The sequence below is a fragment of the Acidimicrobiia bacterium genome (assembly GCA_041394025.1).
Taxonomy (GTDB): Bacteria; Actinomycetota; Acidimicrobiia; order IMCC26256; family JAOSJL01; genus JAOSJL01.
Genome location: JAWKJA010000003.1, coordinates 612,141 through 624,658 on the forward strand (window position 1 = coordinate 612,141; position 12,518 = coordinate 624,658).

A 12,518-nucleotide genomic window follows, 5' to 3' on the forward strand; every position below is an offset into this window, starting at 1 on the left:
ACTAGCCCTTCAGGGAGTCGATCTTGTCGAGGTCGGGGCTGCGGAGGTTCCGGTAGACGAGCAGAACGAGCGCGAGCCCGACACCGACCTCTGCGGCGGCGATGGTGATGACGAAGAGAGCGAAGATCTGGCCGGCGATGGCGTCGGTGAACGCAGAGAACGCCACGAGGTTGAGGTTGACGGCCACGAGCATGAGCTCGACCGACATGAGAACGAGCACACCGTTGCGCCGCGCGAGGACACCGTAGACACCCGTGCAGAACAGGAACGCCGCGAGCATCAGGAAGAGGTTGAGCTCCATCGTCAGTCCCTCCGCGCCAGTGCGATGGCCCCGACGAGGGCACCGAGCAGGAGCATCGACACGACCTCGAACGGCACGATGAAGCTCCGGAAGATCGAGTCGCCCACCTCGGCGGTCGTGGTGGGCTCGACGAGCGTGATCTCCTGGGCACCGAAGGCATCGACGAGCAGGGCGATGAGGACGCCGAAGATGAACACGGCCACGATGGCCGCCGGCCAACGCTGGTCGTTGTCCTGGGGCTCGCCCTCCATGGGGGCGCGGGTGAGCATGATCCCGAACAGGAACAGCACCGCCACCGCCCCGATGTAGATGAGCACCTGCACCCATCCGACGAACTCCGCGGCGAGGAGGATGAACTGGGCGGCCGCGCCTGCGAGGACGACGATGAGGTAGAGCGCGGCACGCACGACGTTCTGCGAGCGCACGACGCCGATGGCGGCTCCCGCCATCGCGGCCGCGATGATCCCGAAGGCGACGGTTTGCGCGACCACGGCTACTTCTCCGCTCCGGCTTCGAGGGGCTCGGGCTCCGGCACGGTCTTCATCCACTCGCCGAGCTTGTTCTTGTCGTGCAGCAGCGATGCGATGTTGGGCTCCGAGTACTCGTACTCGGGGCTCCAGAACAGCGCGTCGAACGGGCACACCTCGACGCAGATGCCGCAGTACATGCAGAGCGCGAAGTCGATGCTGAAACGGTCGAGGACGTTGACCGACCGGGGGCGCCCACCCTCGCGCCGGGGTGGTCGCTGCTCCTTGTGGCCCTCGATGTAGATGCACCAGTCGGGGCATTCGCGCGCGCACAGCATGCAGACCGTGCAGTTCTCCTCCTTGAGGGCGATCACGCCCCGCGCACGCGTGGGCGGATCCTCCTTCTCGTGGGGGTACTGCGTGGTGACCGCACCCTTGAACATGGTGCGCAGCGTCACTCCCAGACCGGCAACGAGACCCGCACCCTTGAGCTTCGCCATCAGAAGGCCACCTTGCCCACGGCCCCGGTCGCTGCTCGCCGGGATACCCGGCTCACGGCCGCTCCCGGATGCATGCTCACTCGACTCCGCTCGCTCGCCATCAGAAGGCCACCTTGAAGAATCCCGTCACGGCGATGTTGAGGAGGGCGAGGGGGATGAGGAACTTCCAGGCGAGTGCCTGGAGCTGGTCCTCACGGAGGCGCGGGTACGTGAAGCGGACCCAGAACATCAGGAACGCCACGGCCATCGTCTTCACGAACAGCGCGAGCGGTCCGAGCACGTTCGCCAGGCCGCCGTCGACACCGGGGAGTGCCCACCCTCCGAGGAACAGTGTGGCGGCGAGGGCCGCGAAGGCGAAGGCGGTCCCGAACTCACCGATGAAGAAGAAGAGGAAGCGGAAGCCCGTGTACTCGACCATGAACCCGCCCATCAGCTCGCTCTCGGCGACGGGCATGTCGAAGGGAGTCTGGTTGAGCTCGGCCTGAGCGGCCACGAGGAACAACGCGAACCCCACGAACTGCGTGAGGACGAACGGGTTGCCGAGCCCCCCGAAGCCGAAGATCGAGCCGTCCTGTTGGGCGGCCACGATCCCCTGGAGGTTCATCGTGCCGGCGAGGATCACGACCCCCACCACGGCGAGCAGCAGCGGGAGCTCGTAGGCGATGAGCTGGCCGGCAGCGCGGAGGGCACCGAGCAGGGCGTACTTGTTGGCGCTCGCCCAGCCGGCCATGAGGACCCCGATGACCGAGAGGCTGGAGACGGCCAGGGCGAAGAACACGCCGACGTCGAGGTCGCGCACGACGAGGTCGGGGCCGGCGGGGACGACGATGAAGACGAGGAAGGTGGAGACGACAACGACCGCCGGTGCCAACGCGAAGACCTTGCGGTCGGCCGCGACGGGTATGACGTCTTCCTTCTGCATGAACTTGATGCCGTCGCCGATGAGTTGGTACCAGCCGTGGTACCCGCCGGGGTCCATCGGCCCGAGGCGGCTCTGCATGTGGCTCATCATCTTCAGCAGGAACGTGTAGCCGAGGATCAGGGCACCCAGCGGCACGAGGGCCGTGATGATCAGGACCTTCAACCCGAGGGTCCAGCCCCAGCCGACGTCGAGAGCAAGAGAGGCCATTATCTGTCGATGTCCCCGAGGATGAAGTAGAGCGACGCCAGGATCGTGACGACGTCGGGCACGTACACGCCCTTCAGCAGCCACGGCATGATCGACACGTTGGAGAACGACGCCGAGCGGATCTTCGTGCGGAAGGGGCCGAGACCGCCCTTCGAGAACACGTAGTAGCCCATCTGCCCGAGGGGGTTCTCGGTCTCCACCCAGATCTCACCCTCGGGCACCTTGATGATGCGCGGCACCTTGGTCATCACCGGGCCCTCGGGGAGCTTGTCGAGGAGCTGGAGGACCATGAGCGCCGACTCGCGTGTCTCCTGGAGCCGTACCCAGTAGCGCGAGAACGAGTCGCCGTCGGGGTGCGTCCAGACCGTGAAGTCGATCTCGGGGTACGCCAGGTAGGGGCGGCCGTCACGGCGCAGGTCCCAGTCGACGCCGCTGGCGCGCAGGTTGGAGCCCGACACGCCGTAGGCCTGCCCGACCTCGGCGGGAATGATGCCGACACCACGGCAGCGCGACTCGAAGATCTCGTTGTCGGCGAGCAGGTCCTCGAACTCGTCACAGGCGGTGAGGATGCGGTCCATCACGCTGCGGGTCTCGCTGATCCACCCCCACGGCAGATCGTCCTTGAGGCCGCCGATGCGGTTGAAGTTGGGGTGGAACCGACCGCCGGTGGCGCCCTCGATCACGTTGAGGACGTGCTCGCGGTCGCGAAAGCCGTAGAACGCCGGCGTGAGCGCGCCGAGCTGGAGGCCCATCTCGCCGAGGAAGAGGATGAACGTGGCGATGCGGCTCAGCTCGGTGAGGACGGTGCGGATGTAGACGGCCCGGGGAGGAGCCTCGAGCTCCATGAGCTGCTCGGCGGCACTCACGAACGGGACCTCGTTGGCGAAGCTCGAGAGCCAGTCGATGCGGTTGATGAGCGTCGTGACCTGCGGGTAGGAGCGGAACTCCGTGAGCTTCTCGTAGCCACGGTGCATGTAGCCGATCACCGGGTCGGCCTCCACCACACGCTCCCCGTCGAGCCGGACGGTGATCCTCAGCGTGCCGTGCGTGGCGGGGTGCTGCGGTCCGATGTTGAGCACCATGTCGCCGGTGTCGAGCTCGACGCCGACGGCGGCGTCGGCGAGATGGCGCATCGCGGCGGGCTCGACCTCGATGTCGGGCATCGCGGGCGTCGGCGTGGGGGTGTCGGGGCTCACGTGTCACCCCCGTCGCTGTCGGAGCTCTCCGAGCTGTCGGAGCTGTCGGAGCTGTCGGACGAGGCGTCGGCGGTCTCGCCGGAGGCCTCGTCCTCGGGGCCGGCGGGAACGTCCTCCACGTCGACGAGGCCCGGCCACGGCTTGATCGTGCGCGCCAGCAGCGGGAAGTCCTTGCGCAGCGGGTGCCCCTCGAATTCGGCGGGGAGGTAGAGCGCCTTCAGCGCCGGGTGGCCGTCGAAGGTGAAGCCGTACATCTCGCGGCACTCGCGCTCGTGCCAGTCGGCTCCGGGGTAGACGTCGACCCACGACGCCACACGGGGGTCGTTCTCGTCGAGGTCGGTCTTGAAGGTGACGCCCCAGTGCCTCGCCGTGCTCTGGACGTGGGCGAAGGCCTGGAAGCGCCCGGTGCCCCCGGCAACACCGGGAGCCGTCTCCTGCGGCTGGACCGGCGCCGACGGCGCGTCGCCACCCTCGCGTGGCGTGGGCGCCCAGTCGACACCCGACACGAACGACAGGAACTGGCAGTCGAGATCCGCCCGGGCCACCTCCGCGGCGCGGCGCCACGCCTCGTTCCTCACGCGTACCACGTAGTCGCCGTGGTTGTGGGCGGCCTCGATCACGTCGTCGCCGAGCAGCTCGTCGATGCGGGCGGCCAGCTCTTCGTACTCGGGCGTCGGGGCCGGCCCGCTGTCCTCGGGAGCGTTCTCGGGGGTGTCTCCGGTGGCGGCGTCCTCCGCGGTGGCGGGAGTGTCGTCTCCGGCCACGTCGGCGGCGGCGGCGTCGGTGGCCTCGGTGTCGGCCGCGGTGTCGTCCGTCTGCTCGTCAGGCGCCAACGACGATCGGCTCCCCGCGCCAGTGCTCTCCGCGCCAGCGCTGCGACATGTCTTCGTTCTGGATGCGCTCCTGGAGCATCACGATGCCCTCGAGCAGGGCCTCGGGCCGGGGCGGGCACCCCGGGATGTAGACATCGACCGGAATGATCTGGTCGACACCCTTGGTGACCGAGTAGGAGTCCCAGTAGGGCCCGCCACAGTTGGCGCACGAGCCCATCGAGATCACGTACTTGGGGTCGGGCATCTGCTCGTAGAGGCGCTTGATCGACGGGGCGATCTTGTCGGTGACAGTGCCCGAGATGCAGACGAGGTCGGCCTGGCGGGGACTCGCCGGGAACGGGATCACGCCGAGGCGCATCATGTCGTAGCGCGGGCTGGCGAGCGCAGCACCCATCTCGATCCCGCAGCACGCCAGGCCCCACTGGAACATCCACAGGGAGTACTTGCGGGAGTAGTTGAGAAGCCACGACAGCGGCTTCGGGCTCTTGCCGGAGTCGATCAGGCCCACCGCAGCACCCGCTTCCGCCAGGCGTAGAGAAGCCCGACCGCCAGGATGCCGATGAACACGAGCATCTCCACGAGCCCGAAGGTCCCCAGCGACTCGAGGTTGATGGCCCAGGGGAAGATGAACACGGCCTCGACGTCGAAGATCACGAAGAGCAGGGCGAAGATGTAGTAGCGGATGTGCGCCTGGCCCCACCCGCCGACCGGATCGACGCCCGACTCGTAGGTGAGGTACTTCTCCTCCTGGGGACGCGTGGGGCGGATCAGCCGACCGACCCCGAGCATGGCGCCCACCATGACGAACGCAGCGCCGATGAACACCGCGACGGTGATGTAGGACTGGTAGTAGCGGGTCACTGAGGTCCCTTCCCGCCCAGGAAGTGGCGGCCGCGCCGCAGTATAGGAGCGCCCTTTCCCGGCTCGCCTATTGCGCGGCAGGGTGTCCGGCGGACCCCCTCCGGCGCGCCAAGGCGGCTCACTCGACGCACGCCGCACCCGTCGGCCACCATCTCCCCCGATGCCGTCACCCGCACCGACCCTCGCCACCCTGTGTCACCGTGATCCGGGGAGCGAGGCGCTCCGGGACCACCGGCGGCGTCTCACCTGGGGCGAGCTGGAGGACCGCACCAATGCCATCGGGCACGGTCTCGGGTCGCTCGGGGTGCGCCCCGGCGACCACGTGGCCCTCGTGGCCACCAACCGGGCCGAGTTCGTGGAGCTTCTCCTGGCGGCCCTGCGCTGCGGGGCGGTGCTCACGCCTCTCAAGACCAGCTGGACGGGCGCGGAGCTGGGCCTGGTGCTCGACGACGCCGGTTCGGTTCTGGTGGTGACCGACACCGACGGTGGACGCCGGGCGGCCGCGGCCTCGGGCGTGCCGATCCTCGACCTCGACGCCGACTTCGACGCCTGGGTCGGGTCGCAGAGCCCCTCTCCGCTCGGCGCCGAACTCGGCGGGTGGCGGATGTCGTTCACGTCGGGAACGACGGGGCGCCCGAAGGGTGTTGCCCGCTCGCGGGACCTCGGCGTCCCCTTCTGCGAGTCGTTCCCCCGGTCGGCCGGATGGGCGCGGATGCTGGGCTTTCCCGACGACGCCCCGCACCTGGTGGTCTCCCGCCTGTTCCACGGGGCACCCCTGTCGTTCGGCCTCTCCGCGCTCGCCCTCGGCGCGCCTCTCCGGATCCTCGACCGGTGGGAACCTGCGCACGCCCTCGAGGCGATGGGCGACGGCGTGGCCTCGTCGAGTTGGGTGCCGTCGCAGTTCCGCGCCGTTCTCGGGCTCCCTGAGGAGATGCGTGCCGCGTTCGACCCCTCCGGACTGCGTACGGTCGCCCACGGCGGGGAGCCGTGCCCCGAGGAGTTGAAGCGGCGGGTCCTGTCGTGGTGGGGACCGGTGCTCACGGAGTACTACGGCTGCTCGGAGGGCGGGATGACGCTCGCCACGCCGGAACAGTGGCTGGAACGTCCCGGGACCGTGGGCCTTCCCGTGCCGGGACAGCGGATCCGCATCCTGGACGACGACGGGAACGACGTCCCGGCGGGCGTTGAAGGCCGGGTGTTTTTCGAGTACGAGAGCGGTCGGGCGTTCCGCTACGCCAACGACGACGCCAAGACCGAACGGGCCCATGTCGGCGCGGCGTTCACGGCCGGCGACCTGGGTCGCCTCGACGACGACGGCTTCCTGTTCCTCTCCGGGCGCAGCTCGGAGGTGATCGTCACCGCCGGCGTCAACGTCTACCCGGCCGAGATCGAGGCGGCGCTGTCGGACGTCCCCGGCCTCGCCGACCTGGCGGTCGTCGCCGGTCCCGACGAGCTCAGGGGCGAGCAGCCCGTGGCGTTCGTGGCCGTGGAGCCCGGCGCCGACGAGCGCACGGTGCTCGCCGACGTGTCCGCAGCCGCCGAGGCGCGACTGGCGGCGGAGAAGCGCCCGCGGGACGTGCGTGTCGTGGCGTCGATCCCCCGGGACCCCACCGGAAAGCTCCTGCGCGGCCGCCTCGAGGAGCAGCTCTGGGGCGACCGGCCCCGCTTCGCAGGCTGACCCATCCCGAGTAGCCGGCCGGGTTGGTGCACGAGGGAGGCTACGGGGCCGGGAGGGGGAAGTAGAGGGTGGCGTCCTTGGAGAACTCCCAGAACTCGTTGGGGAGGATCCCGATGGCCAGCACCGCCACGACACAGATCGCCAGGGCGATGCCGGTGCCGACGTCGACCCGGATGCGCGTCCCCAGCTTCACCGAGCCCGCCGGCGCCGCGTCGGGAGCCTCGTCGTGGGGCTCCTCGCCGTCCATGTACATCGAGACGACGACCCGCAGGTAGATGAAGGCAGCGATGACCGCGGCGATGACGCCGACGATCGCCAGCGAGTAGTCCTCGGCGTCGACCGCGGCGGCGAAGATGTCGAGCTTGGCGACGAACCCCGCGGTGAGCGGTACCCCCGCCATGGCCAGCAGCATGAGCGTCAGCACACCGGCCAGGAACGGCTCGCGGCGCCCGAGGCCCTTGTAGTCGTCGAGGGAGTACGAGCGGTCCTCGGGCCCCGACACGAGCGTGATCACGGCGAAGGCGCCGCTGACCATGAAGGTGTAGGCCAGCAGGTAGAGCAGCGCGGCGGCCACGCTGTCGGTCGTGGCCGTGTAGACGCCGATGAGGACGTAGCCGACGTGGCTGATCGACGAGTACGCCAGCATCCTCTTGATGTCGGTCTGCGTGAGCGCGGCGATCGAGCCGACGAGCATCGACAGGACCGCCAGCACCCACACGATCCCGCGCCAGTCGTTGCGCTGGAGGCTGAAGGCCCCGACGATCACCCGTAGGAACGCCGCAAAAGCCCCGGCCTTGACGGCGGCGGCCATGAACCCCGTGACGGGCGACGGTGCGCCGTCGTAGACATCGGGTGCCCACATGTGGAACGGCACCGACGCCGACTTGAAGGCGACACCCACGATGAGGAGCCCGATGGCGGCCAGGAGCACGCCGTGGTCGAGGAGCGACCGCCCCGCGAGGAACTCCGAGATGGTCGTGAGGTTCGTGGAGCCGACCGCCCCGAAGGTGAGCGCCACGCCGTAGAGGAAGATCGCCGACGAGAAGGCGCCGATCAGAAAGTACTTGATCCCCGCCTCCTGCGACTCCGCACGTCGCGGGTCGATGGCCGCCAGCACGTACAGCGGGATGGACAGCACCTCGAGGGCGATGAACACGACGATGAGGTCGTTGGCCGTGGCCATGACCAGAAGGCCCGCCGACGAGAACAGCAGCAGCGCCAGGTACTCCGGTCCCTCGAGGCCGACGCGCGTGACGTAGCCCGCCGACACGAGAAGGGCGAGCAACGTGGCGATGAGGACGACGATCGAGAGGTACACGGCGAAGCCGTCGAGGGCGACCATGCGCCCGAACGTGACGTAGCCGCCGTCGTCCTGAACCTGGAGCCACTGGTACACGGTGAAGACGAGGGCACCGACCACCCCCACGAAGGCGGTGAACACCGATGCGGCGTGCACGCCCGGGGCGCGTTTGGCGAGCGCCCGACCCATGACGATGACCACACCCGCGCCCGCCACCGCGAGCGTGGGGATCACAGCCAGCCACTCGATCCCGGGCGTGGAGAAGTCGCTCACTCGTGCTCCTCCTCATCGGCGTCACGCATCTCATCCCGCGAGATGTCGACGTTGACGTCTGGCTCGCTGTAGTCGGTGCGCTCCTCCAGGTGCCGGATCACGACCTCGGCAGTGGGCTCGACGCGCTCGAGGACCGGCTTCGGGTACACGCCCAGGAAGAGGCTGAGCAGAAGCAGCGGCGCCACGACCACGATCTCCCGTACCCCGACGTCGGGGAAGGCCCGGTTGGCCTCGTCGGGCTCCTCGGTGAACACGCGACGGAACGCCCAAAGCATGTAGACCGCGGCGAAGATCACACCGACCGCCGCCGCGATCGCCCACGGACGGTTCGCGAAGAACGTTCCCAGCAGCGCCAGGAACTCACCGATGAAGCCCGAGAAGCCCGGGACCCCGATACCGGCGAGCGTGGCAACGAGGAACAGCGCCGTGAAAACAGGCGCCACGTTCCAGATCCCCTTCAGCTCCGAGATCTGTCGCGTGTGGCGGCGCTCGTAGAGCATCCCGACGAGCAGGAACAGCGACCCGGTCGTGAGGGGGTGGCTGAGCATGTTGAACAGCGCACCGTCGAGACCGATGGTCGTGAGCGAGAAGATCCCCAGGATGATGAACCCCATGTGGGCGACCGACGAGTACGCGATGAGCCGCTTGAGGTCCTTCTGTACCGATGCCACGAGCGCGCCGTAGAGGATTCCGATCACCGACAGGGCCAGCAGGAGCGGGGCCAGGTCGACCGACGCCTGGGGGAACAACGTGAACGAGAAGCGCAGGAACCCGTAGGCGCCCATCTTCAGCAGGACACCGGCCAGGATCACCGAGCCGAACGTGGGTGCTTCGGTGTGGACGTCGGGCATCCACGTGTGGAACGGGACCAACGGTGCCTTGATGGCGAACGAGATGAAGAACCCGAGGAACAGCCAGATCTCGGTGGAGCGCGCGAGGCCGTTCCACTCCATCAGGGTCCGGAAGTCGAACGTGAGCACGCCGGTGTCACTCTGGTGGAGGAACGCCAGGGCCAGGATCGAGATCAGGAACAGCGCCGATCCGGCCATCGTGTAGATGAAGAACTTCACGGCCGCGTACTTGCGTCGCTCGTGGCCCCACTCCCCGATGAGGAAGTACATCGGGACCAGCAGGAGCTCCCAGAACACGAAGAACAGGACGAGGTCGAGGCTGAGGAAGATCCCCATGATCGCCGTCTCGAGCAGCAGGAAGTGGAACATGTACGCCTTGACCCGGTACTGGAGCGACTGGGCGGCGAGAAGCCCGATCGGGAACAGCAGCGCGGTCACGACGACCATGAAGAGGCTGATGCCGTCGATCCCGAGCGTGTAGCTGATCCCGAGCTCGGGGATCCACTGGTAGCTCTCCACGAACTGGAAGTGGCCGTTGCCGGTCTGGAAGTGCCAGAGCATGTAGCCGACGAGGCCCGCCGTGCAGGTGGTCGTGGCGTAGGCGATCCCTCGTGCCAGCTCGGGTCGCCGCGCCGGGGTGAACAGCACGAGGAGTGCGCCGAGAGCCGGCGTGAACGCGATGGCGGTGAGGACGGGCCAGTCGGGCATCAGAGGACCCGCCAGACCACGTAGAGGAGGATGAGCGCCGAACCGACGAGGACGCCGAGCGCGTAGTTGCGTACGTTGCCGGTCTGGACCCGTCGGACGTTGCGACTACCCCACAGGAACAGGCGGCCGACGCCGTTGACGGTGCCGTCGATCCCCCGCTCGTCGACGGGCCCGGCGAGGAAGTCGGCGAACCAGCGGCCGGGGCGGCGCACGCACCACGACACGAGCCTGTCGAGGTAGAAGGCGTTGGCGACCACGACGCTCAGGCGGCCCACCTTGGCGGGGAGGATGTCGGTGCGACCGGGGAGCCCCCGACGGTAGATGTGGCGGGTGAAGAAGATGGTGCCCACCGCGATCGCCAGGGAGAGCATGCTGAGCGAGAACCCGGCGAGGAATGACGGTGCGTGGATCGGCTCCGTGCCCTCGAACACCGGATCCAGCCACTTGTCGAGGTTCTCGAACGACGTGAACGGGAGGTTGATGACGCCACCCACCGTGGCGAGGACCGCCAGGGCGAGCAGCGGCACCGTCATCAGCCAGTTCCGCTCCGGGGGTGGCTCCTCGAGTTGCGGCTCGGGGTCGACGGGCATCTTCAGGTCGATGGCGACCTCGGCGGCCAGGTCGCCCGCTGCCGGGGGCTCGTCGACGCCGACGGGTGCTTCAGCGCCGTCGGTGGCGTCGTCCACGGGCGGGGCAGGGTCGTCGTCGGAACCTCCCGAGACGACGGGGACCCCCTTCCGGAAGCGCTCGTTGCCGAAGTAGACCATCCACACCTGACGGGTCAGGTAGAAGGCCGTGAAGAAGATGGAGGCGGTCCCGAGGACCCACACGGCCTTGTTCGACCAGCCGCCCGCGAAGAAGGCGCTCTCGAGGACGCCGTCCTTCGACCAGAACCCGGCGAAGGGGAAGACGCCCGAGATCGACAGCCAGGCCGCCATGAAACCGAGGGCCGTCAGCGGCATGTAGCGGCGGAAACCCCCCATGACGCGCATGTCCTGGTTGTCGTTGTTGGAGTGCATCAGCGACCCGGCGCCGAGGAACAGCGTCGCCTTGAAGAAGGCGTGCATGATCACGAAGAAGACGGCCGCCGCCGGTGCACCGACACCGAGCCCGAGGAACATGTAGCCGATCTGGCTGATCGTCGAGTAGGCGAGCACCTTCTTCAGCTCGAGTTGCATGGTTCCGGCGGCGCCGGCGAGGAAGCACGTGAGTGCGCCGACCCACGCCACGGTCGTGAGCGCCGCCCCACCACTGGCCTCGAAGAACGGGTAGGTGCGTGCGATGAGGTAGACGCCGGCGGTGACCATCGTGGCGGCGTGGATGAGCGCGGACACGGGGGTCGGGCCGGCCATCGAGTCGGGGAGCCAGATCGAGAGGGGGAGCTGTGCGCTCTTGCCGACGGCGCCGACGAGCAGAAGGAGCCCGATGGCGGTTGCGGTCCCCTGGGACAGGCCCGACGCCGCCTCGAGGCCCGGGACGTACTCGAGGGTGCCGACGCTGGCCACGATGAGGAGCATCGCGATGAGAAAACCCACGTCGCCGGTGCGGTTCGTGATGAAGGCCTTCTGGCCCGCGACGGCGTTCTCCTCCTTCTCGTACCAGAAGCCGATGAGCAGGTAGGACGCGACGCCGACGCCCTCCCATCCGAGGAAGGTGAGCAGGAGGTTGTCGGCGAGGACGAGCACGAGCATCGACGCCACGAAGAGGTTGAACCAGGCGAAGAACCGGGCGAAACGCTCGTCGCCGTGCATGTAGCCGATGGCGTAGACGTGGATCAGCGTCGCCACACCCGTCACGAACAGGATGTAGGCCATCGACAGCGGGTCGACGAGGAACCCGAGATCGACGTGGAACGCACCGGCGGGAACCCACTCGTAGATCGTGGAGATCTCGAGGCGCTCCTCTGCGGGCAGGCTCTGGAGAGCGAAGAACGACACGACCGACCACACGAACGACAGGCCGACCATGGCCGCGGCGAGCCATCCGGCTCGGGGCTCGCCGAAGAAACGCCGACCGAAGAACGACAGCACGACCCAGCCCACCAGGGGCAGCAGCGGGACGATCCAGATCAGCTCGAGGATGTCGCGGGCTGTCATCGCCGGGTCTCCGTGTGCATGCGCCTCAGCCCTTCAGGAGGTCGAGATCGTCGGCGGTGTCGCGCTTCTTCCTCCGGAAGATGGCGACGATGATGGCCAGGCCCACCGCCACCTCCGCGGCGGCCACGACGAGGACGAAGAACACGATGGTCTGCCCGCTGATGTTGTCGAGCTTCTGGGCGTAGGTGACGAGCGACAGCGTCGCAGCGTTGAGCATGAGCTCCACGCACATGAACATGACGAGGACACTGCGCCGGACGAGGAAGCCGATTCCGCCGATGGTGAACAGCATGGCGGCGAGGACGAGGTAGTAGTCGGCGGTGAT

General features: G+C 68.2%; 13 protein-coding genes. 1 reads left to right on the forward strand and 12 read right to left on the reverse strand.

Annotated features, from left to right (window positions below; genetic code table 11):
- Position 1: 1 nt before the first annotated feature.
- From nuoK (R3A49_10340) to R3A49_10375, 8 genes are all read right to left on the reverse strand, one after another.
- On the reverse strand, positions 2-301 hold the full coding sequence (gene nuoK / locus R3A49_10340; GenBank protein MEZ5171127.1) for an NADH-quinone oxidoreductase subunit NuoK: 300 nt from the start codon (positions 299-301) through the stop codon (positions 2-4).
- A 2-nt stretch (positions 302-303) separates the two neighbouring features.
- Positions 304-792 carry an NADH-quinone oxidoreductase subunit J gene (locus tag R3A49_10345; GenBank protein ID MEZ5171128.1) on the reverse strand — a complete coding sequence of 163 codons (489 nt, stop codon included), beginning with the start codon at positions 790-792 and terminating at the stop codon, positions 304-306.
- Between the two features lie 2 nt (positions 793-794).
- Positions 795-1,268, reverse strand: a complete 474-nt coding sequence (locus R3A49_10350) for an NADH-quinone oxidoreductase subunit I (protein MEZ5171129.1) — start codon at positions 1,266-1,268, stop codon at positions 795-797.
- Between the two features lie 100 nt (positions 1,269-1,368).
- The gene (locus tag R3A49_10355) at positions 1,369-2,397 is read right to left on the reverse strand and encodes a complex I subunit 1 family protein (protein ID MEZ5171130.1); all 1,029 of its coding nucleotides are present in this window, start codon (positions 2,395-2,397) and stop codon (positions 1,369-1,371) included.
- Positions 2,397-3,530: an NADH-quinone oxidoreductase subunit D 1 gene (locus R3A49_10360; GenBank protein MEZ5171131.1), complete on the reverse strand. Its 1,134-nt coding sequence runs from the start codon at positions 3,528-3,530 to the stop codon at positions 2,397-2,399. Before R3A49_10360 ends, R3A49_10355 begins: the two co-directional genes overlap by 1 nt.
- 59 nt (positions 3,531-3,589) lie before the next feature.
- Positions 3,590-4,426 (reverse strand): NADH-quinone oxidoreductase subunit C, encoded by an 837-nt coding sequence (locus R3A49_10365; GenBank protein MEZ5171132.1) that lies wholly within the window; start codon positions 4,424-4,426, stop codon positions 3,590-3,592.
- A complete protein-coding gene (locus tag R3A49_10370) occupies positions 4,416-4,934 on the reverse strand; it encodes an NADH-quinone oxidoreductase subunit B family protein (protein MEZ5171133.1) in 519 nt (172 codons plus the stop codon). The genes R3A49_10365 and R3A49_10370 overlap by 11 nt, the downstream gene beginning before the upstream one ends.
- Positions 4,925-5,227: an NADH-quinone oxidoreductase subunit A gene (locus R3A49_10375; protein ID MEZ5171134.1), complete on the reverse strand. Its 303-nt coding sequence runs from the start codon at positions 5,225-5,227 to the stop codon at positions 4,925-4,927. The genes R3A49_10370 and R3A49_10375 overlap by 10 nt, the downstream gene beginning before the upstream one ends.
- Before the next feature lie 220 nt (positions 5,228-5,447).
- On the opposite strand from R3A49_10375, the gene R3A49_10380 reads away from it, so the two are divergent.
- Positions 5,448-6,965 (forward strand): AMP-binding protein, encoded by a 1,518-nt coding sequence (locus tag R3A49_10380; protein ID MEZ5171135.1) that lies wholly within the window; start codon positions 5,448-5,450, stop codon positions 6,963-6,965.
- A gap of 40 nt (positions 6,966-7,005) precedes the next feature.
- On the opposite strand, the gene R3A49_10385 is transcribed toward R3A49_10380, so the two are convergent.
- The 4 genes from R3A49_10385 to nuoK (R3A49_10400) are packed head-to-tail and all read right to left on the reverse strand — an operon-like array spanning position 7,006 to position 12,518.
- Complete coding sequence (locus tag R3A49_10385; protein ID MEZ5171136.1) at positions 7,006-8,538, reverse strand: NADH-quinone oxidoreductase subunit N; 1,533 nt, start codon at positions 8,536-8,538, stop codon at positions 7,006-7,008.
- On the reverse strand, positions 8,535-10,097 hold the full coding sequence (locus R3A49_10390) for an NADH-quinone oxidoreductase subunit M (protein ID MEZ5171137.1): 1,563 nt from the start codon (positions 10,095-10,097) through the stop codon (positions 8,535-8,537). The genes R3A49_10385 and R3A49_10390 overlap by 4 nt, the downstream gene beginning before the upstream one ends.
- Positions 10,097-12,193 carry an NADH-quinone oxidoreductase subunit L gene (nuoL, locus tag R3A49_10395; GenBank protein MEZ5171138.1) on the reverse strand — a complete coding sequence of 699 codons (2,097 nt, stop codon included), beginning with the start codon at positions 12,191-12,193 and terminating at the stop codon, positions 10,097-10,099. The genes R3A49_10390 and nuoL overlap by 1 nt, the downstream gene beginning before the upstream one ends.
- Positions 12,194-12,218: 25 nt before the next feature.
- Positions 12,219-12,518 carry an NADH-quinone oxidoreductase subunit NuoK gene (gene nuoK / locus R3A49_10400; GenBank protein ID MEZ5171139.1) on the reverse strand — a complete coding sequence of 100 codons (300 nt, stop codon included), beginning with the start codon at positions 12,516-12,518 and terminating at the stop codon, positions 12,219-12,221.

Coding starts and splice junctions, on each gene's coding strand:
- nuoK (MEZ5171127.1), bottom strand. CDS start 301: ATGGAGCTCAACCTCTTCCTGATGCTCGCGGCGTTCCTGTTCTGCACG.
- R3A49_10350 (MEZ5171129.1), bottom strand. CDS start 1,268: ATGGCGAAGCTCAAGGGTGCGGGTCTCGTTGCCGGTCTGGGAGTGACG.
- R3A49_10355 (MEZ5171130.1), bottom strand. CDS start 2,397: ATGGCCTCTCTTGCTCTCGACGTCGGCTGGGGCTGGACCCTCGGGTTG.
- R3A49_10360 (MEZ5171131.1), bottom strand. CDS start 3,530: ATGCGCCATCTCGCCGACGCCGCCGTCGGCGTCGAGCTCGACACCGGC.
- R3A49_10375 (MEZ5171134.1), bottom strand. CDS start 5,227: ATGGTGGGCGCCATGCTCGGGGTCGGTCGGCTGATCCGCCCCACGCGT.
- R3A49_10380 (MEZ5171135.1), top strand. CDS start 5,448: ATGCCGTCACCCGCACCGACCCTCGCCACCCTGTGTCACCGTGATCCG.
- R3A49_10390 (MEZ5171137.1), bottom strand. CDS start 10,097: ATGCCCGACTGGCCCGTCCTCACCGCCATCGCGTTCACGCCGGCTCTC.
- nuoL (MEZ5171138.1), bottom strand. CDS start 12,193: ATGACAGCCCGCGACATCCTCGAGCTGATCTGGATCGTCCCGCTGCTG.